Raw genomic sequence first — 24,045 nt, 5'->3', positions numbered from 1 at the left:
GGCCAGAGTGAGACCATCCGCCACCGGTAGCATGGCGAATTCCACCCGTTCATCGGCCGTGACCTTGTCGTTGAAATGGCGGATGGCCTCGGTGGTGGGGTCGCCGTCCCATTCGGGATCGGCCACGCGGCCGTAGCGCAGCACATTGTCCACGGCGATCAGGCCGCCCGGACGCACCAGTTCCAGGCAGTATTCCCAGTAGACGGGATAGTTCTCTTTGTCGGCGTCGATGAAGGCGTAGTCGAAAGTGCCCGAGCGACCCTCCGTCTCCACCAGGGTGTCCAGACTGCGGTCCGCCTCGTCCAGGTACAGGTGCATCTTGTGGTCCACGCCGGCCTCGGCCCAGTAGCGGCGCGCCACGTCCGTCCACTCGGGGCTGTTGTCGAGGGCCACCACCTCGCCGTCCTCGGGCAGGGCGCGGGCCACCGCCAGGGCGCTGTAGCCGGTGTAGACGCCGATCTCCAGGTACCTCCGGGCGCCGGTAAGGCGGGCGAGCAGGGCCATGAAGTGACCCTGCTCCGGGGCGATCTGCATGTTGTGCTTGGGATCCTCCGCGGTCTCCGCGCGCAGGCGGGCGAGAATCTCGGGCTCGCTGGGGGAGTGGTCGAGCAGGTATTGATGGATCCGTTCATCCAGTCCGAAGGTACGGTTGGACATGGGGCTTCTCCGTGAAAACTTGCATAAGCGTCTCACCGTACCCGTTCCCCGGGTGGGGAGTGAAGCCGCGGGCCGGGGGCTCCGGGACCGGCGTTTCAACCGGATGGGTCGTCGCCCCCTCGGTGGTCCCGATGGGTCCGGCGCCGCTCCGGCTTGTCGCGCTCCAGGAGGGCCAGGTAGCGGAGCGTCGCCACCGGCCCCAGAACGGCGGCTAGGACCACCAGGGTAAGCAGGGCGATCCACAGGGGTTCGGCCATGACGGCCCCTTTGGCAGGACGGGCAAAAGGTGCATTCTGGTAAGCGGCCGACGTCCGGAAAGGACGCCATTCCGCCGACTCTAGCAAGGGAGGGAGCCCATGGACACATCGTTCCTGCACAAAGCCGCCGACCTCCTGCGCGGGCAGTACGGGGAGCGCACGGAATCCGGGGCGGAGATCCCGGTGCGCACCCGCGTGAGCGACGAGGAGGACGTGCCCGGGGCGGCGCCCGTGGAGCCCCTATACCCCGACCAGGCCGAGACCATCGCCGAGCTGCTCGATCAGCGCCTCGAGGCCATGGCCCAGGGGCAGCTGTACGCCTACCAGGGCGAGCCGCCCGAGGAGCTGGGCAACGCCCTCAACCTGGACGCCGGCCTCCTCCTCATCGCCCTCGACGAGACCCTCAACAGCGGCGAGTCCGGAATCGAGCACCTGCGCGCGGTGATGGAGCAGTGGGGCGAGCTGCGCGGCGAGGTGCTACCGGAGGAGGAGCTGGAGGACTTCCTGGGCATGGCCTCCGAATACCTCTCGGCCTGGAAGGACTTCCCCAGCCAGGAGGTGTTCCCCTTCATTCTCGCTATCGGCGCCACCGACACCTACATGCTCGCCGAGGAGGAAGAGGGCCCCGATCCGGAGCACGTGGCCCGCATCGCCGCCGCCATGCTGGAGGACGCCGTGCGCTTCTACGGCGAGGTGACCCGGATCGTGGGGGCGCGCTGAAGCCCAGGCCAGTGGTACGCGGTTCCGAAGCCGTCATCCGCCGCGGGAACCCTCACATGGGTGCGGTCCGATAGGCGCCGTCCCAGTCCGCCGGCATCTCCGTGGGGTCGATGGCCTGGATGCGGTCCAGATAGAGATGGTACAGGGGGTCCTCGGGGCTGGCCCCGAGAAGCTCCGAGAAGCGCTCCTCGGCCTCCGCCCATTCGCGCCGCCAGAAGGCGGCCAGGGCTTCCTCCAGACGCTCCACCTCCGCCAGCAGCAAGCTGCTCGCCTCCTTTTTCGGGCAGAGGGGCTCGAAGATGGTCAGCGGCTCCTCCCTCCCCGGGACCCGGATCCGGTCCAGGCGGCGGAACAGGATTTCCCCCTCCAGCCCTTCCCGGGTCACGTCGCTGGCGACGATGGACGCCCCGTAGAGCCCGCTGAGCCCCTCCAGCCGCTCGCCGAGGTCGACCGCCTCCCCGAGCACCCTGTAGGCGGGGCGAAGCGCTGAGCCAAGGTCGCCAACCAGCATGAGGCCGGAATGGAGGCCGATGCCGATCCCCAGATCCGGCAGCCCCTTCCTCTGGAGCTGGAACCCCAGCCGCCTAGCCTCCTCCCGCATGGCCAGGGCGGTCCGGACGGCGTTTCCGGCCTGGTGGGGGTCCTCCAGGGGTGCGCCCCAGAAGGCCCGGATGCGCTCCCCCAGGTCGGTATCCAAGGTGCCGTGGTGGGCGAGGATCTCACGGGCCATGGGGCTGAAAAGCTCGTCCACCAGCTCCTGCAGCTCCTTCGGGTGAAGGGTCTCCGAAAGGTGGGTGAGCCCCCGGAACCGGGCGGACAGTACCGTCAGGTCCCGGCGTTCGGCGGCCCCGCCTCCGGTCCGTCCCGGCCTCCGTCCCCGCCCGCTAAGCCCACCTGGGACGTGCCGTTTCCCCAGCCGGATGGGGCGGGGCAGCGTGAATCCCGGTCCGGGAGCCGCATTGAGGAGGCCGAGGGCCATCACCAAGCCAAGGGGCAGGACCACGGGGACGGTCCATTGCCATTGGGCCCACAGGAGCAGATTTCCGCCCACGAGCAGCAAGGCCAGGGCCCCGGTGAGGGCCCATCGGGACCAGAACCGCAGAAAGGGCAGGGCCAGGGCGAGCAGTAGACCCGCCAGGACCATGAAGGTGAGGCTTGCTCCCTCGGCCCAGCTCGGGCTGCGGGGGAAGGCCCCTTCCAGGAGCCCGCGCAGGACGCTGGCGTGCACCTCCACGCGGGGGAAGGCCGTCTGCACGGGCGTGGCCTGCAGCTCGGCGGGCCCGGGGGGCGTCGCGCCGATGAGCACCATGCGCCCCTCCACCCGCTCCGGGGGCACGTCACCGGAGAGAACCTCCGTGGCGGAGAGGTAGGGGAAGCGCCCCCGCGGCCCGCGGTAGGGGACGGGGACTTCCCCCGCGCGGCCCGTGGGGATGCGCAGGCCGGCCATGCTCAGGTGGTCCACCCTCCGTTCCTCCCCGGCGGGGGCCGTTGCCACCCGTACCTCCTCCGCCATGAGGTAGAGGCGCGCCATCTCCAGCGCCAGGGAGGGGTAGAGGGCGTCCCCGTGGCCCAACAGCAGTTGATAGCGTCGCAGGACGCCGTCCTCGTCGGGGAAGACGGAGACGAAGCCGCCGGAGGCGGCTGCCTCCTGGAGCGGGGCGACATTGCCCAGGTGATGGTCCATGCGGGGGATAGCGGTGTCGGCGAAATCCTCGCGCTCGGTTACGGGCAGCGCGGGGCCGAGCTCCCCGAGGCGCGGGCCCGAGGGCGCCAGGCGGTAGCCCAGGACCGCCTCCTCCTCCGCAAGGGCGCCTGCCAGCGCGCGGTCGCCGTCCAGGTCCGGGGTGGGCCCCGGCTCGGGGAAGGCCAGGTCCAGGCCCACCACCAAGGCCCCGGCCTTGGAAAGCCGGGCAACGAGCTCCGCCAGCTTGGCCCGGGGCCAGGGCCAGCTCCCCTCGGCCTCCACGGAGGGCTCGTCGATGGCCACGATCACCACCGGCTCGCCCCCCTGGCGGGCGAAGGGCTGGATCAGGCGGAAGCGCAGGTCGTAGGCGACCTGCTCGAGCCGGTCGCGCAGCTCGCGGACCTCCGGGGCCTCCGTTTGCTGGGCCCACAGGGACAGGGCCACCAGGGACAGGCCGAGAAGGATGGAAAGGTAGGGCGGCTTCCGCGTGTCCCGGGCCATGCTGTCCCCCATCGGGTTGCCCGGGCCAGTATAGGCACAGACGGAGGCGGTCCAGTAGGGGAGCGGGCCTCTCCATTGATTCTGGTAACGTAACGTTCCGGCCTGCTGGGGACGGTGGTCCACACGGGAGGAAACCATGGCGGCGATTCTGGCCGTTGGCGGGGCGGTCCTGGACATTGTCAATGGGGTGGCTGCCTACCCCGCCGAGGACAGCGAGGTACGCGCGGAGCGTCAGACGGTGCGGCTCGGCGGCAACGCCGCCAACACCCTGGCGGTGCTGGCGCAGCTCGGCCACCGCTGCGCCTGGTCGGGGGTGTGGGCGGACGAGCCCGACGGCCGCCGCATCGTGGCCGAACTGGAGGCCCGGGGGATCGACACTGGGTCCGCGCGCCGGCTCGCCGGGGGCAAATCGCCCACCAGCTACATCACCCTGAGCCGGGCTGCCGGCAGCCGTACTATCGTCCACTACCGCGACCTGCCCGAGCTGGACGCGGCGGACTTCGAGGCCGTGGACGTGGCCCTCTACGACTGGGTCCACCTGGAGGCCCGGCCCAACGCCGGGGACATCCCGCGCATGATCCGCCACGTGCGGCGGCACAATCCCCAGGCGCGCATCTCCCTGGAGGTGGAAAAGGCCCGCGAGGGGCTGGAGCACGCCCTGCACGATCCGGACGTGGTGCTGTTCTCCGGAGACTACGCCCGCGGGCGGGGGTGGGCGGACCCGGAGGCCTTCCTGCGCGGCCTGGATCCGGCGGCGGTGCCCGGGGTCAAGGTCTGCACCTGGGGATCCGCCGGGGCCGTGGCCGTGGACAACGCCGGCCGCCTGCACCGCACGCCGGCCTTCCCGCCCGCGCGGGTGGTGGACACCGTGGGGGCCGGCGACACCTTCAACGCGGGACTCATCGACGCCCTGGCCCGGGCGCGGCCGCTGGAGGAGGCCCTGGAGGCCGCCGCGCGGCTGGCCGGGCGCAAGTGCGGCCAGGAGGGGCTGGACGGCCTGGCGGGGGCCGGGGGGTGATCCTGCGGCGCGGGGCCGGGCTCTTCCCCCTCTGGGCCCTGCTCGGGGCGCTGGCCGCCTACGCCGCCCCGGGGCTGTTCGCCCCCGCTGCCCCGGCCATCCTGCCCCTTCTGGGGGTGGTTATGTTCGGCATGGGCATGACCCTGACCCTCGCGGATTTCGCCGAGGTCCTGCGCCGTCCCGGTCAGGTGGGGCTCGGCGTGGGGCTGCAGTTCGCCGTCATGCCCGCCGCCGCCTTCGGGGTGGGCACGGCCCTGGGCCTGTCCCCGGCCCTGGTGGCGGGGATGGTGCTGGTGGGCAGCGCCCCGGGCGGCACCGCCTCCAACGTGATCTGTTACCTGGGACGGGGCGACGTGGCCCTCTCCATCACCCTCACCGCCGTCTCCACGCTGCTGGCGGTGCTGCTCACCCCCGCGCTCACCTGGGCCTACGTGGGCCGGACGGTGCCGGTGCCCGTGGCCGACATGCTGGTGACCATCGCCGAGGTGGTGCTGGTGCCCGTGGCGCTGGGGGTGGCGGTCAACACCCTGGCCGGCGGGCGGCTGCGGCCTGTGAAGCGGGCGTTGCCCCTGGTCTCCGTGGCGGCCGTCGTGGTCATCATCGCCATCGTTGTGGCTCTGAACCGGGCCACCCTGGGGGGGCTGGCCCCGGGCCTGGTGGCGGCGGTGGTGCTGCACAACCTGATCGGGCTGGGCGCCGGCTACGGCATCGCCCGCCTGCTGGGGCTGGATATCCGCCGGGCCCGGACCCTGGCCGTGGAGGTGGGGATGCAGAACTCCGGGCTGGGGGTGGCCCTGGCGGCCAAGTACCTGCCGGCGGCGGCCGCCCTGCCGGGGGCGGTGTTCAGCGTCTGGCACAACCTGTCGGGCTCCGTGCTGGCTGCCTATTGGTCCCGGAGGGGTATGGGCGGGGCCGGCGCGGAGGGACCGGGGTAGGCATCTGCCCTAACGGCGCGGCATGACCGGGTTTTTCCTGGGGGCATTGCGTTCGCCGGAATGCCGCGGTATGAAGGGGGTGCGTCTCCAGGCAGCCGGAGGGGGTGAGGCCATGCAGCGCATGATCCGGACGCACTGCGGCTGCCGTTTTGTGTGCGAATGCCCCGATACCAGCGAATGGGACCGTTGGCACGACGCCGACGCCGTGGCCTTCTACTGCCGGATGGTGGCCTACCGCGACCGCGAGGGCCACTGGTTCGACAGCGACGGCCACCCGGTGGACGGCCACCGGTTCGACCACGTCCCCAGCGCCGGCGTCACCCTGTTCGAATGCGTGCGGATGGCCCCGGCCGTGCCCATCTCCTGAGCCGGCCCGGCGCAAAGCCCTTGCCGGCCGGTGGTCTAGGCAGGTATGGGGCCATGTGGTAGCCTTCGCCGCTCGACCGCCGTGCGAAAGTGGCGGAATCGGTAGACGCGCTGGATTTAGGATCCAGTGCCTTCGGGCGTGGGGGTTCGAGTCCCCCCTTTCGCACCAAATGCGACCAATCCCTCCCGCGATTACCCCGCTTGCCTTCCCCCGCCTGCATTGGGCCCGTTCGCTGTCGTCGCCGCGATCCAGCGCCGGCCCCCGATCCGAATCGGCGTGGGCAGGCGGGCCCGGGAGGGCCCGGACCGATTTGCAACCAGGAAATAGCCAACGAGGGGCAGAACATGGAAGTTTCGGTGAACGAGGGTTCCGGGCTGCAGCGCCAGGTGACCGTGACCGTGCCCGCGGAGCGGGTGAACCGGGAGCTCGACCAGCGGCTGCGCCAGCTCGCCAAGAACGTCAAGCTTCCGGGCTTCCGGCCCGGCAAGGTGCCCCTGTCCGTGGTGGAGAGCAAATACCGGGACGAGGTCTACGGCGAGGTGCTCAACGCCCTGGTTTCCGAGACCTACCCCAACGCCCTGGAGGAGCATTCCCTGAACCCCGTGGCCCAGCCCCGGCTGGAGCCCGGCGAGCTGGAGCGGGATAAGGACTTTTCCTACACCGCCACCTTCGACATCTACCCGGAGATCGAGCCCACCGGCTACAAGGGCATGGAGCTCGACAAGCGCACCGCCGAGGTGTCCGAGTCCGACATCGACGACACCATCGAGCGACTGCGCGCCATGCGCGCCGACTACGAAAAGGTGGAGCGCGCCGCCGCCGAGGGCGACCAGGTGCTCATCGACTTCGTCGGCCGCATCGACGGCGAGCCCTTCGAGGGCGGCGAGGCCACCGACTACACCATGGAGGTGGGGGAGGGTCGCCACCTGAAGGAGATGGAGCAGGGCCTGGTGGGCGCCACCGCCGGCGAGACTCGCACCATCGACGTGCCCTTCCCGGAGGACTATCCGCGCGAGGAGCTGGCGGGCAAGACGGCGCAGTTCGAGGTGACCGTCAAGGAGGTGCGCGAGAAGAAGCTGCCGGAGCTGGACGAGGACTTCATGAAGTCCTTCGGCGTGGAGGACGGCAAGCTGGAGACCCTGCGCTCCGACATCCGGGAGGGCCTGGAGAAGGAGGTGACCGAGCGCACCCGCGAAGGGCTGCGCAGCCAGATCTTCGAGAAGCTGGCCGAGGCCAACGACTTCCCGGTCCCCGACCAGCTCGTGGAGCGCCAGCTGGACCGCCTGGTGGAGTCGCACAAGAACCAGTACCGCCAGCAGGGCCTGGATCCCGATACCCTGAACCTGGATTCCGACGAGCTGCGCGAGCAGTTCCGGGAGAACGCCACGAACCAGGTCAAGATCGGCCTGATGATCCCGGAGATCGCCCGCGTCGAGGGCATCGAGACCAGCCAGGACGAGATCCGCGAGGAGCTGGAGCGCATGGCCGACCAGTACGGCTCCCAGCGGGATCAGTTCCTGCAGTACGTGGCCCAGAACCAGGAGCAGATGCAGGAGGTCGAAGGTAGAGCGCTCGAGACCAAGGTGGTAGATTGGATCGTCGATAACGCCCAGGTCAACGAGGAAAACGTGCCCGTCAGCACCCTCTTGGGCTGGGAGGAGGAGTCGGGGGAAGGCAGCGAGTGAAGGCGGCCCCGGCGAGGATGGCGCTACCTTGAAACCCTGGGGCGCCATCCCCATCTAAGGGGATGCCCGATACCTTCAACAACCGAAAAGATCAGGAACCGCCATTGGATTGGGAACCGACTCGGCACGGCGCGGGGGATACGCAGGCCCTGGGCTACGTCCCCATGGTCGTGGAGCAGACCGGCCGCGGCGAGCGTGCCTATGACATCTATTCCCGCCTCCTCAAGGAGCGCATCGTCTTCCTGGTGGGTCCGGTAGAGGACCACATGGCCAACGTGGTGGTGGCCCAGATGCTGTTCCTGGAGGCGGATAACCCCGACAAGGACATCTACCTCTACATCAACAGCCCCGGGGGGTCGGTGACGGCCGGACTGGCCATCTACGACACCATGCGCTTCGTGCGGCCCAACGTCTCCACCCTGTGCGTGGGCCAGGCCGCCAGCATGGGGGCCCTGCTGCTGACCGCCGGGGCCGAGGGCAAGCGCCACATGCTGCCCCACTCCCGGGCCATGATCCATCAGCCGCTCGGGGGCTTCCAGGGCCAGGCCACGGACGTGGACATCCACGCCCGCGAGATCCTCAAGACCCGGGAGACCCTGAACAGGATCATGCAGGAGCACACGGGCCAAAGCTACGAACGGATCCAGGAGGACACCGAGCGCGACTTCTTCATGTCCGCGAACGAAGCGGTGGACTATGGACTCGTTGATTCGGTCCTGGAGAACCGCCCCTCCGGAGGGACCGCCTAGGACCGGCTTAAAGGTATTTTGCGATGAGCGACGACAACGAAGGCCGCAACAACGGCGGGGAGCAGCTCCTCTACTGCTCCTTCTGCGGGAAGAGCCAGCACGAGGTCCGCAAGCTGATCGCGGGCCCCTCGGTCTTCATCTGCGACGAGTGCGTGGATCTCTGCAACGAGATCACCGCGGAGGAGGAGGAAGAGCCCGCCTCCCTGTCGGGCATGGAGGGCCTGCCGCGGCCCCGCGAGATCTACGAGACCCTCGACGACTACGTGGTGGGCCAGGACTTCGCCAAGCGGGTCCTCTCTGTGGCGGTGTACAACCACTACAAGCGCCTGGAGTCCCAGGGGCACGACGACGAGGTGGAGCTCTCCAAGAGCAACATCCTGCTCATGGGCCCCACGGGCTCCGGCAAGACCCTGCTGGCCCAGACCCTGGCGCGGATCCTCAACGTCCCCTTCGCCATCGCCGACGCCACCACGCTGACCGAGGCGGGCTACGTCGGCGAGGACGTGGAGAACATCATCCAGAAGATCCTCCAGAACTGCGACTACGACGTGGAGAAGGCGCAGCGGGGGATCATCTACATCGACGAGATCGACAAGGTCACCCGCAAATCGGAAAACCCCTCCATCACCCGCGACGTGTCGGGCGAAGGGGTGCAGCAGGCCCTGCTCAAGCTCATCGAGGGCACCACCGCGTCGGTGCCGCCGCAAGGGGGGCGCAAGCATCCCCAGCAGGAGACCCTGCAGGTGGACACCACCAACATGCTGTTCATCGCCGGCGGGGCCTTCAACGGCCTGGAGGAGGTGATCCGGCAGCGCAGCGAGCAGGGCGGCATCGGCTTCGCCGCCGAGGTGCGTAGCGAGGACGAGAAGGGCAAGCGTGACGAGCTGCTGCGCAAGGTGGAGCCCGACGACCTGATCAAGTACGGCCTGATCCCCGAGTTCGTCGGCCGGCTGCCCGTGCTCGCCACCCTGGACGAGCTCGACGAGGAGGCCCTGATCTCCATCCTCACCGAGCCCAAGAACTCCCTGGTGAAGCAATACCAGCGGCTGTTCGAGATGGACGGGGTGGAGCTGGAGCTGCGCGACGAGGCCCTGCGCGCTGTGGCCCGCAAGGCCATCGAGCGGGGCACCGGCGCCCGGGGCCTGCGCTCCATCCTCGAATCCTCCATGCTCGAGATCATGTACGAGCTTCCCTCCATGTCGGGCGTGAAGAAGTGCGTCATCGACGCCTCCGTGGTGGAGGAGGGCGGCGAGCCGCTGCTGATCTACGAGGACGAGGAAGAGAACCGCTATGCCGGGGGCGACGCGAGCCGCTGAGGCCCCCGCATCCAGAGGTGCCCGGCGGCGCCTGCCCCGAAGCGTGGGGACAGGCGCCGTTGAGTACCGGGGAAGGTAAATAACGCTATGGCCGAACAGGAACAGAATCCGATTACCGCCCAAACCGGGGACGTGGTGCCCGTCCTGCCGCTGCGGGACGTGGTGATCTTCCCCCACATGGTGATCCCGCTGTTCGTGGGCCGGGAGAAGTCCATCGCCGCCCTCGAGGAGGCGATGGCCAACGACAAGCAGATCCTTCTGGTTGCCCAGAAGGACGCCTCCGTGGACGAGCCCGAGGCCGAGGGCATCCACACGGTGGGCACTCTTTCCACCATCCTGCAGCTGCTCAAGCTTCCCGACGGCACGGTGAAGGTGCTCGTGGAAGGCGGCAAGCGTGCCAAGGTGAGCGATTTCCGCACGGAGGACGAGCACTACGTGGGGCGGGTGGAGCTGCTCGCCGAGACCGCGTATGAGGACAAGGAGATGGATGCCCTCATGCGCTCGGTGATCAACCAGTTTGAGCAGTACGTCAAGCTCTCCAAGAAGACGCCGCCCGAGGTGCTCACCAGCCTGTCCTCCATCGAGGACCCGGCGCGGCTCGCCGACACCATCGCCGCCCACCTCTCCCTGAAGGTGGAGGAGAAGCAGGAGGTCCTGGAGATGGAGGACCTCCGCGAGCGCCTGGAGCACCTCTACAGCCTGATGGAGTCGGAGATCGACCTTCTCCAGGTGGAGAAGCGCATCCGCGGCCGCGTGAAGTCGCAGATGGAGAAGTCCCAGCGCGAGTACTACCTCAACGAGCAGATGAAGGCCATCCAGAAGGAGCTCGGCGAGCTCGAGGAGGGCGGCAACGAGGTGGACGAGCTGGAGGAGAAGGTCGAGCAGGCGGGCATGCCCAAGGAGGTCAAGGAGAAGGCCGACAAGGAGCTCAAGAAGCTTCGCATGATGAGCCCCATGTCCGCCGAGGCCACGGTGGTCCGCAACTACATCGACTGGCTGGTCTCCGTGCCCTGGAAGAAGAAGTCGCGGCTCACCCGCGACCTGGCCAAGGCCCAGCAGGTGCTCGACGAGGACCACTACGGGCTGGAGAAGATCAAGGAACGGATCCTCGAGTACCTGGCCGTGCAGCAGCGGTCCAAGAAGCTCAAAGGGCCCATCCTGTGCCTCGTGGGTCCCCCGGGCGTGGGCAAGACCTCGCTCGGCAAGTCCATCGCCCGCGCCACCAACCGCAAGTTCATCCGCATGAGCCTGGGCGGCGTGCGCGACGAGGCGGAAATCCGCGGCCATCGGCGCACCTACATCGGCGCGCTGCCGGGCAAGATCGTCCAGAACCTGGCCAAGACCGGCACCCGAAACCCCCTCATGCTGCTGGACGAAGTGGACAAGATGGGCATGGACTTCCGGGGCGACCCGGCCTCCGCCCTGCTGGAGGTGCTCGACCCGGAGCAGAACAGCCACTTCCAGGACCACTACCTGGAGGCGGAGGTGGACCTGTCCCAGGTCATGTTCCTCACCACCGCCAACAGCATGAACATCCCGCCGGCCCTGCGGGATCGCATGGAGATCATCCACCTCCCCGGCTACACCGAGGAGGAAAAGCTCCACATCGCCGAGAAGTACCTGCTCCCCAAGCAGAAGGAGGCGAACGGGGTCAAGGAAGACGAGCTCACCGTCTCCCGCAACGCCATCCTCGACATCATTCGCCGCTACACGCGGGAGGCCGGCGTCCGCAACCTGGAGCGGGAGATGGGCACCCTGTGCCGCAAAGCGGCCAAGGAGCTGCTCACCGAGCCCAAGCGCAAGAAGGTGCAGGTGACCCACAAGAACCTGGAGAAGTACCTGGGCGTGCCGCGCTATCGCTACGGCCAGGCCGAGGAAGAGAACCAGGTGGGAGCCGCCACCGGCCTGGCCTGGACCGAGGTGGGGGGCGACATTCTCACCATCGAGGCCACGGTGGTGCCCGGCAAGGGCAAGCTGACCATCACCGGCCAGCTGGGCGACGTCATGCAGGAGTCCATCCAGGCGGCCATGAGCGTGGTCCGGGCCCGGTCGCGCTGGCTGGGCCTGGAGGACGACTTCTACCAGAAGCACGACGTCCACGTGCACGTACCCGAGGGCGCCACGCCCAAGGACGGACCCTCCGCGGGCATCGGCATGTGCACCGCCATCATCTCCTCCTTCACGGGGATCCCCGTGCGGGCGGACGTGGGCATGACCGGCGAGCTGACCCTGCGTGGGCGGGTCCTGCCCATCGGCGGCCTCAAGGAGAAGCTCCTGGCGGCCCGGCGCAGTGGCCTCAAGGAGGTGATTATCCCCCGCGAGAACGAGAAGGACCTTACGGAGATCCCCGCCAATATCAAGGACCCCCTGCAGGTCCACGCCGTGGACACCATCGACGAGGTCCTGCGGATCGCCCTGGAGTATCTACCGGAGCCGCTTCCCGGGACCGGGCCGAGTGCCAAGGGCGAGGATCGGGAATCCGCCCAGGGCAGACCTACAGCGCATTAGAAAATTATAAATTTATAAAACCGGGTCGGACTCCGACCCGGTTTTTTTGTGTTGAGCCTCGGAATGAACGCTGGTATGTTGCATTTCCAGTGTCCGGGATACCTGCGCTCGTAGCCGGACAGCCATCCGAATTTCCAAAATTTGGTGGATTTTTTTGTCAGGGGGCCTTGGCGTGGTTTTTCTCATGGTTGACACTGTCGCGCACGGGCCCGTATAAGAAATCAGGGTCACTCACCGGAAGAAAGGGGAGTACTGTGAACAAGACCGACCTGATCGAGAAGGTGGCGAAAGACGCGGACCTGTCCAAGGCTGCGGCCGGGCGGGCCGTGAATGCGGTGTTCGAAGGGATCTCCGATTCCCTGTCCAAGGGCGAGGAGGTGGGCATCGTGGGCTTCGGGACGTTCTCCGTGTCCGAGCGTCCGGCGCGCCAGGGCCGCAATCCGCAGACGGGCAAGCCCATCCAGATCGCGGCGACCAAGGTGCCCAAGTTCAAGGCTGGCAAGAATCTCAAGGATTCCGTAAAATAAGGGGTTTTCGGGGGCGGTTAGCTCAGTCGGAAGAGCGCCGGTCTTACACACCGGAGGTCACAAGTTCGAACCTTGTACCGCCCACCAAGACTCGTTATAATACGTTTTCCGTTTGCGGGGCGGTAGCTCAGTTTGGTTAGAGCGCTGGCCTGTCACGCCAGAGGTCGCGAGTTCGAGTCTCGTCCGCCCCGCCATTATTCCAAAAGCGAACCTACGGGTTCGCTTTTTTTATGGCTGGCCACAAGGGGTTCAGTTCCTTCCCGCGGGCCTTTACCTTGGTGCCCTTCCTCCCGGCGCGGGCCGGGCGTGGACCCCTAAACCATCACGATCGGAGCAAGGACCCCGTAAATGTTGGACTTCATGCGCCGCCAGGCCCAGGGATGGATCGTCAAGGTTCTGTTTGGCCTGATCGTTCTGAGCTTCGTCTTCTGGGGAGTGGGGGATTACTTCTCCGGATCCTCCTCGGTAACGGTGGCCACCGTGGGTGACCAGGAGATCGCCCAGCAAGAACTGGAGAACCGGGTGCGGAGCGAGCGGAATCGCCTGCGCGAGGTAATGGGGGACCAATTCTCCCCGGGGCAGATGGATCCGGAGGAGCTCCGCCGTGAGGTTCTTCAGGACATGATCCGGGAACGGCTCCTGCAGCTGGAGGCCCACCGCCTGGGTCTGACCGCCAGCGATGAGGCGGTGCGGCTGGCCATCCAGGGACAGCCGGCCTTCCAGCAGGGGGGCGAGTTCAGCACCACCCAATACGAGAGCGTCCTCGGCCGCATGGGCCTCGGGCCCAGCCAGTACGAGAGCCGGGTGCGGCAGGACCTGGCGGTACAGGCCTACCAGGGGTTCTTCGTGGAGGGGACCCTGGTGGCCGAGGAGGAGGTCTGGGACGCCTACCGGAGCCGTAACGAGGAGCGCCGGATCCGCTACGGGCGGCTCGCCCCCGAGCAATTCCTCGACAAGGTGACCCTGGAAGACGCGGAGGTGGAGGCGTACTACGAGGAGCACCAGGAGCGCTACCGCCGGCCTGCCCGGGCAAAGGTGGAGTACGTGGTCCTGACCCCCAAGACCATGGCGGAGCAGATGGGGGAGCCGGACGCTGACGAGCTGCGCTCTTATTACGAGGACAACGCCGACCGCTACACCGATGACCAAGCCGAGGAGGCGGCCCCCTTCGAGGAAGTGCGGGATCAGGTGGCGGAGGACTGGCGCCGTGAGCAAGCGGAGCAGGAGATCTACGACCGTCTGCCCACCTTCCAGGACCTCCTTTACACCCGGGAAGACCTTACCGCCGCCGCGGAGGAGTTTGGCCTCGAAATGCGCACCTCCCCCTGGATACCGCGAGAAGGGGATTTGCCGGACGAGGTCCCCGAGGATCCCGACTTCCGCGAGGCCGCCTTCGACGTGGCGGTGGGGGAGAACTCGGAGGACCTGGAGCTCGAGGGGAATCGTATCGTGGGCCTGCACGTCCTGGAGCGCCAACCGCCCTCGGCCCGGCCACTGGAGGAGGTGCGCGAGGAGGTGCGCCAGGACCTGCGCCAGGAGCGCGCCCGGGAGCTGGCCCGAGAACGGGCGGAAGAGATCCGTGAGTCAGTGGACCAGGGAGAGTCCCTGGCGGACCTGCTGGAGGACCTGGACGCCGAGGTGGAGGAGTCCGAGCTGGTTACCCGCTCCGAGGCGGGGGGTCAGCTCCCCGGGGACCTGGCCGGGTCGGCTTTCGGCGCGGAATCCGGCGCGGCCGGGGTGGCCCGTGTGGGCGAATCCGATTTCGCCGTTTACCAGGTGGAAGAGGTCATCCAGCCTGACCGCGATGACCTGGAGGAGGAACAGCTCCGTGAGCTCCGGTCCGGGGTGCGCCTGGATCGGGGCGAGGCCCGCATGGAGGCGGTTATGGATCAACTGCGCCAGCGGCACGGGGTCCGCATTTTGAAGGAGGGCGGCTCCGGCGACGAGTGATCCCCCTGGCAAGACCATGTTCGGCCCTTGAAGGCGGGGTTTCGCCCGGGGAACGGAGGAAACCGTTCTCCGGGCTTTTTCGCATGGGAGCCCCCGGTGGGCGGCAGTGGTCGGGCCGACTCCCCCCCTTCCTGCCGGCGACAAGGCGGTACAGTCCCGGTCCCGCCGCGGCGTACAGTTTGCCTACCTTCGAAACTGTACTGCTATATTTCCCAATTTCTGAATCTGTATGCCTCTGCCCCTTCCGCATAGAGTATGGGCTGTGAGGCGGGCCGCCAGCCGCCATCGACAGCCAAGAAGGAGCAGCCATGACCATTCGCAACGTGAACACCGGCAACCAGTACGGCCAGTACACTCCCGACTTCGTCGACTACTGGGACGACCTTGTGGGCTGGGAATCCCGTGCCGCCTCCGAGGGCGGATTCTACGAGCGCCTGCTCAAGGGGGCGGGAGTGCGGGAGGTGGCCGATGTTGCCTGCGGCACCGGCTTCAATGCCATCAACCTCGCCAAGTCCGGGCTGGTGGTCACGGCCACGGACGGCTCCGAGAACATGATCGCCAAGACGCGGGAGAACGCCGCCCAGATGGGCGTGACCTTCGCCGACACCAAGGTGGCGGACTGGGTGAAGCTGGACAAGGAGCTGGGCACGGAACGCTTTGACGCCCTGGTCTGCCTGGGCAATTCCTTCACCCACCTGTTCGAGCACGAGGCCCGGCGGGACGCCATGGAGGCCTTCTTCAGGGTGGTGCGGCCCGGCGGCATGGTAATCGTCGACCACCGCAACTACGACTCCATGCTGGACCACGGCTTCACCTCCTCCCACCAGCACTACTACACCGGCAAGGGCGTGGACGCCTATCCGGCGGAGCTGAATCGCTACCTGGCCCGCTTCGAGTACAAGTTCCCCGACGGCGCCCACTTCCAGCTCAACATGTACCCGCTGCGCCAGGACTACGTCTCCCACCTCCTCGAGGACGCCGGCTTCATCAACGTGGAGCGCTACGGCGACTTCGAGAAGCCCTACGACCGGGAGAACGTGGACTTCATCCAGCAGGTGGCCTACAAGCCCAAGGCCTAGCCCCTTGGGACGGGATCGGGATGGGAATGCGGGCGCCGGACCCGCAACGAAAAGGCCCCCGTCGGTGACGGGGGCCTTTTCGTGCGCCGTTGGGCGGGGGCTCACATGGCGATGCTGTGGTAGCCGCTGTCCACGTGGAGCACCTCGCCGGTAATGCCGGAGGCCAGCGGGCTGGCCAGGAAGGCGGCGGTGTTGCCCACTTCCTCGATGGTGGTGTTGCGGCGCAGCGGGGCACGGTCCTCGTTGTGCTGGAGGATCAGGCGCATGTCGCCGATGCCGCTGGCGGCCAGGGTCTTGATGGGCCCGGCGCTCACGGCGTTCACCCGGATCCCTTCGGGGCCCATGCTGGCGGCCAGATAGCGGACACTGGCCTCCAGGCTCGCCTTGGCCACACCCATGACGTTGTAGTGGGGGATGTAGCGCTCGGCGCCCAGGTAGCTCAGGGTCAGGATGGAGGCGTCCTCGCGGTCCTTCATCAGGGGATAGGCCCCCTGGGCGAGCCGGGTGAGGCTCCAGCTACTGATGTCGTGGGCGGTGAGGAAGCCTTCCCGGGTGGTGGATTCCAGGTAGCCGCCGCGCAGCTCCTCCTTGGGCGCGAAGGCCAGGGAGTGCACCAGGACATCCAGGCCGCCCCAGTGGCTTTCCAGCTCGTTGAAGACCCCCTCAATCTGGGATTCCTCGTTCACGTCACAGGGGAGGACCAGATCCGCGCCGAGCTCCTCCGCCAGCGGCTGCACCCGCTTCAGGAAGCTCTCGTTCTGGTAGGTAAGGGCCAGCTCGGCACCCTGATCGGCCATGGCCCGGGCGATGCCCCAGGCGATGGAGTTCTTGTTGGCGATGCCGAAGACGATGCCCCTTTTCCCGCTGAGAAAACCCATGCCCTGTGCTGCTCCTGAGTGGTTGGAATGCCTTGCCGACGGTGGCGACGCGCCAAGTTTATAGGCTCTTGCCCCTGCTGAAAAGAAACCCCGGGGATTTAGCCCCGTTCCCCCGCCTGGCGGGGATCGAAGGCGTCGCGCAGGCCCTCCCCGAACAGGTTGAAGCCGAGCACGGTCACCCAGATGGCGAGTCCGGGGAACAGCGACAGCCACCAGGCGAACTCGATGTGGTCCTTGCCCTCGGTGAGGATGTTGCCCCAGGACGCGAAGGGCGGCTGCACGCCGAGGCCCAGGAAGGAAAGGGCGGACTCGATGAGAATGGCCTCCGCCACCCCCAGGATGGCGGCCACCAGCACCGGGGCCATGCCATTGGGCAGGAGGTGGACGCCGATGAGCCGGGCGTCGCTGGCCCCCAGCGCGCGGGCGGCGAGGACGAACTCCCGGGAGCGCAGGGAGAGCAGCTCCGCGCGCACCAGCCGCGCCACCCCCATCCAGGAGGTGAGGCCGATGACCACCATGACGTTGAAGACGTTGGGCTCCAGGAAGGCGATCACCGCCAGCACCAGGAAGAAGGTGGGCACGGCCAGCATGACGTCCACCAAGCGCATGATCAGGCTGTCCGCCCAGCGCCCGTAGTAGCCCGCCAGGCTGCCGAGCAGCACACCGATCACGGTGGCGATGCCAATGGCCACGAAGCCCACGGACAGAGAGATCCGTGCGCCGTACAGGACCCGGCTGAGCACGTCGCGACCGAGGCGGTCCGTGCCCATCCAGTGCTCGGCCGAGGGACCCTCCAGGATGCGGTCCACGTTGATGGCGTAGGGGTCGTGGGGCGCCAGCCAGGGCGCGAAGACCGCGGCCACGGCCATGAGGCCCACGATCACCCCGCCGGCCACGGCCAGCGGATTGCGCAGGAGGCGGCGGACGGCGGGGCTCATGACGACGCCAGCCCCCGGCGGACCCGCGGGTCCGCCCACGCGTAGGCCAGGTCCGCCAACAGGTTGCCGAGCAGGGTGAGGATGGCGCCGATCACCAGGATCCCCATGACCACCGGATAGTCACGCATGAGCACGGCGTTGTAGAAGAGCTGCCCCATCCCGGGGATGCCAAAGATGGTCTCGAAGATCACGGAGCCGCCGATCAGGCCCGGCACCGACAGGCCCAGCAGGGTAATCACCGGCAGCAGGGCGTTGCGCAGGGCGTGGCGGTAGATCACCGCGCCCTCCGGCAGGCCCTTGGCCCGCGCGGTGAGCACGTAGTCCTGGCGGATCACCTCCAGCATGTTGGAGCGCACGTAGCGGGAGAAGGCGGCGATGCCCGCAAAGGCGGAGACCACCACCGGCAGAACCAGGTGGCGGGCGCGGTCGGCCAGCTTGCCCCAGAGGTCCAGCTGCTCGTACTCGTAGCCCTGGATCCCGGAGACCGGCAGCCAGCCCAGCTGCACGCCGAACAGCACCATGAGGAGCAGCGCCAGCCAGAACCCGGGGATGGCGAAGGCCAGGAAGACGATCACCGTAAGGCTGCGGTCCAGCAGGCTGTTCTGGCGCACCGCGGAGATCACCCCCACGGGCAGGGCCACGGCCAGGATCAGCAGCAGGGAGGCGATGTTGATGGCCAGGGTCACCGGCAGCCGGTCGCCGATCTTCTCCAGCACCGGCCGGTTGTCGGAGCCGAAGGACTCGCCGAAGTCCAGCGCCACCACCCGCTTGAGCCACAGCCCGTACTGCACGTGCAGGGGCTCGTCCAGGTTGTAGGCCTCGCGCAGCTGCTCGCGGGCCTCCTGCCCGCTCTCCGGGTTGAGGCTGGTCTCCAAGGTGGTGACGTCGCCGGGCGCCAGGTGCATCACCCCGAAGGAGATGATGGTGATGCCCAGCAGCACTGGGATCATCCACAGCAGGCGTTTGGCGAGATAGATCAGCATGGCATCGGCCCGTCCATGGCTGCGGTTACTGCTGGATCGTGTGGCGTTGGAGCTCCCCGGGGATGTACCACTCCTCCACGTTGTGCTCGATCCCGGCGGGGGCCGGCTCGATGCCCCGGATGCGGCGGTCGATGGCGGCGAGGGAGTAGGGCGCGTACAGGTAGACCATGGGAGCGGCCTCCAGGAGCTCGTGGGCGAATTCGTGGTAGATCTCCGCCCGTTCCTCCGGGTCGAACTCGCGCATCCCGGCCTCCAGCAGCCGGTCCACCTCCGGGTCCTCCAGGCCCACGAAGTTGAACTGGCCCGGCTCCTGCTGGCTGGAGTGCCAGATGCTGTACTGGTCCGGGTCGGGGGAGAGGCTCCAGCCCAGGATCACCGCATCGAAGTCGTGGGTGTCGATGTGCTGGCTGACGAAGGTGGCCCACTCCACCAGGCGGACCGTAATCTCGATCCCCACCTCGTCGAGGCGATCCTTGATGATCGTGGCGGCGATCTGCCGCTCCTTGTTGTCGTTGTTGGTCAGGACCTCGAAGGACAGCTCCCGGCCGTCCTTCTCGCGGATGCCGTCGCCGTCGGTGTCCTCCCAGCCGGCCTCCGCGAGCAGGCGCCGCGCCTTTTCCGGATCATAACTGTAGGGCTCGATGTCCTCGGGGTACCAGCGCGTACCGGGCTTATAGGGCGCGGCGATCCGTTCCGCCAGGCCCAGGGTAACCCCCTTGATGAGCTCTTCGCGGTCGATGGCGTGGGCGATGGCCCGCCGCACGCGGATGTCGGTGAAGGGCTCGCGCCGGAGGTTGAAGCCCAGGTAGGTGTACTTGCTGCCCATGTAGCGGTAAGTGGCAATGCGCTCGCGCAGGTCCTCCCGCTGCGGGAAGGTGCGCTCGAACAGGGTGGGAGAGGGGCTCATCTGGTCGATGTTCCCCGCCTCCAGCTCCAGGAACTGGGTGGTGGTGTCGGGAATGACGCGGAACGCTACCTGCGAGATGTACGGCTCCCCGCGGTAATGGTCGGGATTGGCGGTGAGGTGCAGCGACTGGCCGCTCCGCCACCGCTCCAGCGCGTAGGGGCCCAGTCCCACCGGGTCCCGGGCGAAATCCGTTTCGTTGATGTCCTCGCCTCGCAGGAGGTGCTCCGGCAGGATGGTGAGGTTCGCCCAGGTGGAAAGGGCCGGGGAATAGGGCTCCTCATAGCGGGCGATGAAGGTGTGCGGATCGGGGGTATCCACCTCGCTCACCCGCCGGTACTGTTCCCCATAGGGGGTGCGGGTGTCGGGGTCGGTGACCGTCTCCCAGGTAAAGGCCACGTCCTCGCTGGTGAAGGGCTCCCCGTCGGGGAAGCGCACACCCTCCCGCAAGCGGAAGGTGATGGTGCGGCCGTCGTCGCTGACCTCCCACTCCTCCGCCAGTCCGGGGACCAGCTCCAGGTTCTTGTCGTAGCGCAGCAGGCTGGCGTGGATGAGGCCGCCCACTGTGTTGGAGGCGGAATCCCCCGCCATGAAGGGGATCAGGTTGGAGGCCTCGGCGCCCATGGCAACGACGCGCTCCCCTCCATGAGCCGGCTCCGCCCCGTGGGCCCCTTCTCCTGGGCTACCTGGGATCAGGGCGAGGGCCGCCGCCGCGGAGTAGAATGGAAGAAGGCGCCGCCTTCGACCCGCCACCGCCGGTCAGCCCTGGTGCTCGGCCAGCTGGGTGGGATTCACGTAGATGGTCAGCCCGTCTCCGGGCTGCAGGGACTGGCCCTGGCTCAGGTTGTTCCAGTTCCGGAGCCGATCCACGGAGACGTTGAACTTGCGGGCGATGGACCATAGGGAATCGCCTTGGCGCACCTGGTACTGGAGCTCGGAGGAGCCGTCTCCCCCGTCGTCGCCCCCCTCCACCCAGATGGCCAGCTCTTGGCCTGGGCTAAGGGTGTCGCCGGGCGCCATGCCGTTCCACTTCGCCAGTTTGTCCACATCTACGTCAAAACGCCGGGAGATGGCCCACAGCGAGTCACCCGGCTGCACCCGGTGTACCGTCTTGGATCGGTCGCTGGGGCCGCTGCCCCGGATGGAGGCCAGCCGCTGCGACTTGCTCAGTGCGTACTCCCGATCGGAGGCGGAGGAGGTGGGGATCAGGAGGTGATCGCCAGCGGTGATGCTGGTGCCGCGCAGGTCGTTCACGTCCTGGAGGACGGATACGGTGGTATTGTACCGGGAGGCGATGGTGGAGAGCGCCTCCCCCTGTTCGACCTCGTGCCGCGTCCACTGCACCCGCTCGGAGGGGTCGAGCTTCGCCAGGCCCTCCTCGAACTCCTCCTTGGTGCCCTTGGGCAGGAGCAGGCGGCCCGGGCCTTCCGGAGGTGTGGACCACCGGTTGAGCCCCGGGTTCAGGCGGTAGATCGTCTCGATATCCGTATCGCTGAGCTCGGCCGCCTTGGCCAGATCGAGCGGTTTCTCCAGGTTCACCACCCGGAACCCCGGCTCCATGGGCAGCTCGGGGAGCTCGATCCCGTATTCCCCGGTGTTGCGGAGCACGTGGGAGAGGGCGAGCAGCTTGGGCACGTAGCTCCGGGTCTCCCGCGGCAAGGGCAGGCTCCAGAAGTCCGTGGGACGGCCGAGCCGCTCGTTGCGCCGGATGGCGCTGCTGATGGTGCCCGGCCCGGCGTTGTAGGCCGCCAGGGCCAGGAGCCAGCTGTCGAAGCGCTCGTTGAGGCGGTGGAGGTATTCCACGGCGGCGTCGGTGGAGGCCACCACGTCGCGCCGGCCGTCGTACCACCAGTTCTGTTCCAGGTCGAAGTGGCGCCCGGTGCCCGGGGTGAACTGCCAGATCCCCGCGGCTCGGCCCGCAGAGTAGGCGAAGGGCTGGAAAGCGCTCTCCACCACCGGGAGCAGGGCCAGATCCAGGGGCATGTCCCGCTCCTCCAGGCGCTTCAGGATGTGCGGCAGGAAGGGCTTGCCCCGATCGAAGACGCGGTCCAGGTAGGTGTCATGGGTGCGGTAGAAACGGATGAAGGCCTGCACCTGGTTGTCGTCGTCGGGGGCGTCCAGCTCCAGGCGCGGCAGGAAGTAGCTCCAGAAGTCCTCGGGCTCCTCCGCCTCTGCCTCTGCCTCTGCCTCTGCTTCTTCTTCGTCCTCGCCGTCCCCGGCCTCGGCCGCCCCCTTCGGGGCCTCGGGGACGGGGCCGACCAGAGCGGGCACAAGGGCGGCGGATTCCGGGCCCGACTCGGCCTTTTCCCGGTTTTCCCGGTCGGCCTTGTGGGCCTCCTTGTCCGAATCGGAGTCGGCGCTGGAAGCGGGGTCATGCAGCTGGGCACATCCCGTGAGAAACAGGGATATGCCGAGATAGGCCAAGGTGCGCATCGAGGTTGGCTCTCCTGTGCGTTCGGGTGCGCCGCCGTTTCCGGCGGCTTCGCCCCGTTCGTCCCCAACCGCCGTTCTGTGGCGGTCGCAACGATGATAATATTCGGGCCCCTTTTCGGGGGACGTCGCGCAGAGCCGCCACAATAACATCTTTGGACACGGTGTCCGACCACGACGAGCGTTCAATGACAGTACGTACCCGCTTCGCACCCAGCCCCACCGGCTACCTCCACATCGGCGGTGCCCGCACCGCCCTGTTCTCCTGGCTGCATGCCCGGCAGAACCAGGGGGCCTTCGTCCTCCGCATCGAGGATACCGACGCCGAGCGCTCCACGCCCGAGGCGGTGCAGGCCATCCTCGACGGCCTGGCCTGGCTCGGGCTCGACTGGGACGAGGGGCCGTACTTCCAGAGCCAGCGCACCGAGCGCTACCGGGAGGTCATCCACCAGCTCCTGGAGGCCGGGCAGGCCTACCACTGCTACTGCACCAAGGAAGAGCTGGACGCCATGCGCGAGGACCAGCGCGCACAGGGCAAAAAGCCCATGTACGACGGCCGCTGCCGCCACCGCACGGAGCCGCGGGAGGGGGTAGACCCGGTGGTGCGCTTCTTGGCCCCCGACAGCGGCAAGACCGTGGTGGAGGACCGCATCCACGGCACCGTGCCCTTCGACAACGCCGAGCTTGACGACCTGATCCTCGCCCGCTCCGACGGCAGCCCCACCTACAACCTGACCGTGGTGGTGGACGATTGGGACATGGGCATCACCGACGTCATTCGCGGCGACGACCACCTCAACAACACCCCCCGCCAGATGCAGATCATGGCGGCCCTGGGCGTGGAGCCGCCGCGCTACGCCCACGTGCCCATGATCCTCGGCGAGGACAAGAAGCGCCTCTCCAAGCGCCACGGGGCGGTGAGCGTGCTGCAGTACAAGGAGGACGGCTTCCTGCCGGAGGCCCTGGTCAACGGCCTGGCACGGCTGGGCTGGTCCCACGGCGACGAGGAGATCTTCGCCCGCGACGATCTGCTGCGGCTGTTCTCCGTGGACGCCGTGGGCAAGACCGCCTCGGTGTTCAACCAGGACAAGCTCCTGTGGCTCAACGGTCACTACATCCGCGAGCGCGACCCCGCGGAGCTGGTGGAGCCCTTCAAGGAGCAGCTGCGCAAGCGGGACGCGGACCCCGAGGTGGTGGGCGACCTCGTCCCCATCATCGAGAGCCTTCAGGAACGCTCCAAGACCCTGGCGGAGATGGCGGAAACGGGGCTGTTCTTCTTCCGGGACTTCGAGGAGCTCGACGAGAAGGCGGCCAAGAAGAACCTCAAGCCGGCGGTGGAGGAGCCCCTGCGGGCGGTGCGCGACGGCCTGGCGGCGCTTGCGGAGTGGAGCGGCGAGTCCGTCCACGGCGTCATCCAGGAGGTGGTGGACGCCCGCGACATGAAATTCGGCAAGGTGGCCCAGCCCATCCGGGTGGCGGTGTCGGGCGGGGCGGTCTCGCCGCCCATCGACGTGACCTTGAAACTGCTGGGGCAGTCCACTACCATTGAGCGTCTGGATCGGGCGCTGGCCTACATCCGGGAGCGCGCCGGGCAGGCCGAATAGCTCCTTGACAGGCCCTCGGCCGACGCCTAGAATCCTGCACTTCATTTCGGGGCCGTAGCTCAGTTGGGAGAGCGCGTGAATGGCATTCACGAGGTCGTCGGTTCGATCCCGACCGGCTCCACCAAATCCCGTAAAAAGCCCCGCCGGCCGGCGGGGCTTTTTTCGTCCCGGTAAAGCCCTTCATCCCCAAGTGCGCCCTGTTGTTTTCCTCCCCAAGGATTCTCTGGGCGGTAAAAGGGGCCTTGTGGGAGCGGCCACCGGCCGCGACGAAAATGCCCTCCTCGGGCGGGTCGCGGCTGATAGCCGCTTGTATGTTGGAACAGGACATCGAGGGCGGGAAAGTAAAGGGACCGGG

At 67.8% G+C, this 24,045-nt stretch carries 20 protein-coding genes and 4 tRNA genes; 16 read left to right on the top strand and 8 right to left on the bottom strand.

Features of this window, described 5'->3' with window-relative positions; genetic code table 11:
• Nucleotides 1–657: class I SAM-dependent methyltransferase (locus tag ACLFRB_RS09695; RefSeq protein WP_411068812.1), on the bottom strand; the 657-nt coding region annotated here is incomplete at its 3' end.
• 95 nt (nt 658–752) lie between these two features.
• A complete protein-coding gene (locus ACLFRB_RS09690; protein ID WP_411068811.1) occupies nt 753–914 on the bottom strand; it encodes a hypothetical protein in 162 nt (53 codons plus the stop codon).
• Between the two features lie 99 nt (nt 915–1,013).
• Here ACLFRB_RS09690 and ACLFRB_RS09685 point away from each other — a divergent pair, with 99 nt between their 5' ends.
• Entirely contained in the window at nt 1,014–1,634 is a 621-nt protein-coding gene (locus ACLFRB_RS09685; RefSeq protein WP_411068810.1) for a hypothetical protein, read from the top strand.
• 52 nt (nt 1,635–1,686) lie between these two features.
• Here ACLFRB_RS09685 and ACLFRB_RS09680 read toward each other — a convergent pair whose 3' ends face one another.
• The gene (locus ACLFRB_RS09680; RefSeq protein WP_411068809.1) at nt 1,687–3,819 is read right to left on the bottom strand and encodes a CHASE2 domain-containing protein; all 2,133 of its coding nucleotides are present in this window, start codon (nt 3,817–3,819) and stop codon (nt 1,687–1,689) included.
• A 136-nt stretch (nt 3,820–3,955) separates the two neighbouring features.
• Here ACLFRB_RS09680 and ACLFRB_RS09675 point away from each other — a divergent pair, with 136 nt between their 5' ends.
• The 13 genes from ACLFRB_RS09675 (at nt 3,956) to ACLFRB_RS09615 (ending at nt 15,953) form a co-directional block, all read left to right on the top strand.
• Nucleotides 3,956–4,837 (top strand): PfkB family carbohydrate kinase, encoded by an 882-nt coding sequence (locus ACLFRB_RS09675; RefSeq protein ID WP_411068808.1) that lies wholly within the window; start codon nt 3,956–3,958, stop codon nt 4,835–4,837.
• On the top strand, nt 4,834–5,772 hold the full coding sequence (locus ACLFRB_RS09670; RefSeq protein WP_411068807.1) for a bile acid:sodium symporter family protein: 939 nt from the start codon (nt 4,834–4,836) through the stop codon (nt 5,770–5,772). The genes ACLFRB_RS09675 and ACLFRB_RS09670 overlap by 4 nt, the downstream gene beginning before the upstream one ends.
• Before the next feature lie 112 nt (nt 5,773–5,884).
• Nucleotides 5,885–6,139, top strand: a complete 255-nt coding sequence (locus ACLFRB_RS09665; RefSeq protein ID WP_411068806.1) for a hypothetical protein — start codon at nt 5,885–5,887, stop codon at nt 6,137–6,139.
• An 83-nt stretch (nt 6,140–6,222) separates the two neighbouring features.
• A tRNA-Leu gene (locus tag ACLFRB_RS09660) sits at nt 6,223–6,307 on the top strand.
• A 176-nt stretch (nt 6,308–6,483) separates the two neighbouring features.
• A complete protein-coding gene (tig, locus tag ACLFRB_RS09655) occupies nt 6,484–7,824 on the top strand; it encodes a trigger factor (protein ID WP_411068805.1) in 1,341 nt (446 codons plus the stop codon).
• 149 nt (nt 7,825–7,973) lie between these two features.
• Nucleotides 7,974–8,573 carry an ATP-dependent Clp endopeptidase proteolytic subunit ClpP gene (gene clpP, locus ACLFRB_RS09650; protein ID WP_411068813.1) on the top strand — a complete coding sequence of 200 codons (600 nt, stop codon included), beginning with the start codon at nt 7,974–7,976 and terminating at the stop codon, nt 8,571–8,573.
• A gap of 23 nt (nt 8,574–8,596) precedes the next feature.
• Nucleotides 8,597–9,889, top strand: a complete 1,293-nt coding sequence (gene clpX, locus ACLFRB_RS09645; protein WP_411068804.1) for an ATP-dependent Clp protease ATP-binding subunit ClpX — start codon at nt 8,597–8,599, stop codon at nt 9,887–9,889.
• 87 nt (nt 9,890–9,976) lie between these two features.
• Complete coding sequence (gene lon / locus ACLFRB_RS09640) at nt 9,977–12,397, top strand: endopeptidase La (protein ID WP_411068803.1); 2,421 nt, start codon at nt 9,977–9,979, stop codon at nt 12,395–12,397.
• Between the two features lie 254 nt (nt 12,398–12,651).
• Nucleotides 12,652–12,924 (top strand): HU family DNA-binding protein, encoded by a 273-nt coding sequence (locus tag ACLFRB_RS09635; protein ID WP_054966998.1) that lies wholly within the window; start codon nt 12,652–12,654, stop codon nt 12,922–12,924.
• A gap of 11 nt (nt 12,925–12,935) precedes the next feature.
• Nucleotides 12,936–13,011: transfer RNA gene (locus ACLFRB_RS09630), tRNA-Val, on the top strand.
• Nucleotides 13,012–13,040: 29 nt separating this feature from the next.
• A tRNA-Asp gene (locus ACLFRB_RS09625) sits at nt 13,041–13,118 on the top strand.
• A 154-nt stretch (nt 13,119–13,272) separates the two neighbouring features.
• Complete coding sequence (locus ACLFRB_RS09620) at nt 13,273–14,874, top strand: SurA N-terminal domain-containing protein (RefSeq protein ID WP_411068802.1); 1,602 nt, start codon at nt 13,273–13,275, stop codon at nt 14,872–14,874.
• A 308-nt stretch (nt 14,875–15,182) separates the two neighbouring features.
• Nucleotides 15,183–15,953, top strand: coding sequence for a class I SAM-dependent methyltransferase (locus ACLFRB_RS09615; protein WP_411068801.1), 771 nt, complete (start codon nt 15,183–15,185; stop codon nt 15,951–15,953).
• Between the two features lie 101 nt (nt 15,954–16,054).
• Here ACLFRB_RS09615 and ACLFRB_RS09610 read toward each other — a convergent pair whose 3' ends face one another.
• From ACLFRB_RS09610 to ACLFRB_RS09590, 5 genes are all read right to left on the bottom strand, one after another.
• Nucleotides 16,055–16,831, bottom strand: coding sequence for an enoyl-ACP reductase (locus ACLFRB_RS09610; protein ID WP_411068800.1), 777 nt, complete (start codon nt 16,829–16,831; stop codon nt 16,055–16,057).
• Between the two features lie 98 nt (nt 16,832–16,929).
• Nucleotides 16,930–17,769: an ABC transporter permease gene (locus ACLFRB_RS09605; protein WP_411068799.1), complete on the bottom strand. Its 840-nt coding sequence runs from the start codon at nt 17,767–17,769 to the stop codon at nt 16,930–16,932.
• Nucleotides 17,766–18,752, bottom strand: coding sequence for an ABC transporter permease (locus tag ACLFRB_RS09600; protein WP_411068798.1), 987 nt, complete (start codon nt 18,750–18,752; stop codon nt 17,766–17,768). Before ACLFRB_RS09600 ends, ACLFRB_RS09605 begins: the two co-directional genes overlap by 4 nt.
• A gap of 25 nt (nt 18,753–18,777) precedes the next feature.
• Nucleotides 18,778–20,280: a peptide-binding protein gene (locus ACLFRB_RS09595; RefSeq protein WP_411068797.1), complete on the bottom strand. Its 1,503-nt coding sequence runs from the start codon at nt 20,278–20,280 to the stop codon at nt 18,778–18,780.
• Nucleotides 20,281–20,415: 135 nt separating this feature from the next.
• On the bottom strand, nt 20,416–22,089 hold the full coding sequence (locus ACLFRB_RS09590; RefSeq protein ID WP_411068796.1) for a LysM peptidoglycan-binding domain-containing protein: 1,674 nt from the start codon (nt 22,087–22,089) through the stop codon (nt 20,416–20,418).
• Between the two features lie 185 nt (nt 22,090–22,274).
• On the opposite strand from ACLFRB_RS09590, the gene gltX reads away from it, so the two are divergent.
• A complete protein-coding gene (gene gltX, locus ACLFRB_RS09585; protein WP_411068795.1) occupies nt 22,275–23,690 on the top strand; it encodes a glutamate--tRNA ligase in 1,416 nt (471 codons plus the stop codon).
• A 48-nt stretch (nt 23,691–23,738) separates the two neighbouring features.
• Nucleotides 23,739–23,814: transfer RNA gene (locus ACLFRB_RS09580), tRNA-Ala, on the top strand.
• Nucleotides 23,815–24,045: the final 231 nt, after the last annotated feature.

The sequence above is a fragment of the Thiohalorhabdus sp. genome, from assembly GCF_046545655.1.
Taxonomy (GTDB): domain Bacteria; phylum Pseudomonadota; class Gammaproteobacteria; order Thiohalorhabdales; family Thiohalorhabdaceae; genus Thiohalorhabdus.
Note: the sequence above shows the minus strand (reverse complement) of the source record. Positions and strands in the feature narration are given on the sequence as shown.

Excerpts from the sequence above, each read along its gene's own strand:
- ACLFRB_RS09690 (WP_411068811.1), bottom strand. The coding sequence starts at position 914 with ATGGCCGAACCCCTGTGGATCGCCCTGCTTACCCTGGTGGTCCTAGCC.
- ACLFRB_RS09685 (WP_411068810.1), top strand. The coding sequence starts at position 1,014 with ATGGACACATCGTTCCTGCACAAAGCCGCCGACCTCCTGCGCGGGCAG.
- ACLFRB_RS09680 (WP_411068809.1), bottom strand. The coding sequence starts at position 3,819 with ATGGCCCGGGACACGCGGAAGCCGCCCTACCTTTCCATCCTTCTCGGC.
- ACLFRB_RS09675 (WP_411068808.1), top strand. The coding sequence starts at position 3,956 with ATGGCGGCGATTCTGGCCGTTGGCGGGGCGGTCCTGGACATTGTCAAT.
- ACLFRB_RS09665 (WP_411068806.1), top strand. The coding sequence starts at position 5,885 with ATGCAGCGCATGATCCGGACGCACTGCGGCTGCCGTTTTGTGTGCGAA.
- tig (WP_411068805.1), top strand. The coding sequence starts at position 6,484 with ATGGAAGTTTCGGTGAACGAGGGTTCCGGGCTGCAGCGCCAGGTGACC.
- clpX (WP_411068804.1), top strand. The coding sequence starts at position 8,597 with ATGAGCGACGACAACGAAGGCCGCAACAACGGCGGGGAGCAGCTCCTC.
- lon (WP_411068803.1), top strand. The coding sequence starts at position 9,977 with ATGGCCGAACAGGAACAGAATCCGATTACCGCCCAAACCGGGGACGTG.
- ACLFRB_RS09620 (WP_411068802.1), top strand. The coding sequence starts at position 13,273 with ATGTTGGACTTCATGCGCCGCCAGGCCCAGGGATGGATCGTCAAGGTT.
- ACLFRB_RS09615 (WP_411068801.1), top strand. The coding sequence starts at position 15,183 with ATGACCATTCGCAACGTGAACACCGGCAACCAGTACGGCCAGTACACT.
- ACLFRB_RS09610 (WP_411068800.1), bottom strand. The coding sequence starts at position 16,831 with ATGGGTTTTCTCAGCGGGAAAAGGGGCATCGTCTTCGGCATCGCCAAC.
- ACLFRB_RS09605 (WP_411068799.1), bottom strand. The coding sequence starts at position 17,769 with ATGAGCCCCGCCGTCCGCCGCCTCCTGCGCAATCCGCTGGCCGTGGCC.
- ACLFRB_RS09600 (WP_411068798.1), bottom strand. The coding sequence starts at position 18,752 with ATGCTGATCTATCTCGCCAAACGCCTGCTGTGGATGATCCCAGTGCTG.
- ACLFRB_RS09595 (WP_411068797.1), bottom strand. The coding sequence starts at position 20,280 with ATGGGCGCCGAGGCCTCCAACCTGATCCCCTTCATGGCGGGGGATTCC.
- ACLFRB_RS09590 (WP_411068796.1), bottom strand. The coding sequence starts at position 22,089 with ATGCGCACCTTGGCCTATCTCGGCATATCCCTGTTTCTCACGGGATGT.
- gltX (WP_411068795.1), top strand. The coding sequence starts at position 22,275 with ATGACAGTACGTACCCGCTTCGCACCCAGCCCCACCGGCTACCTCCAC.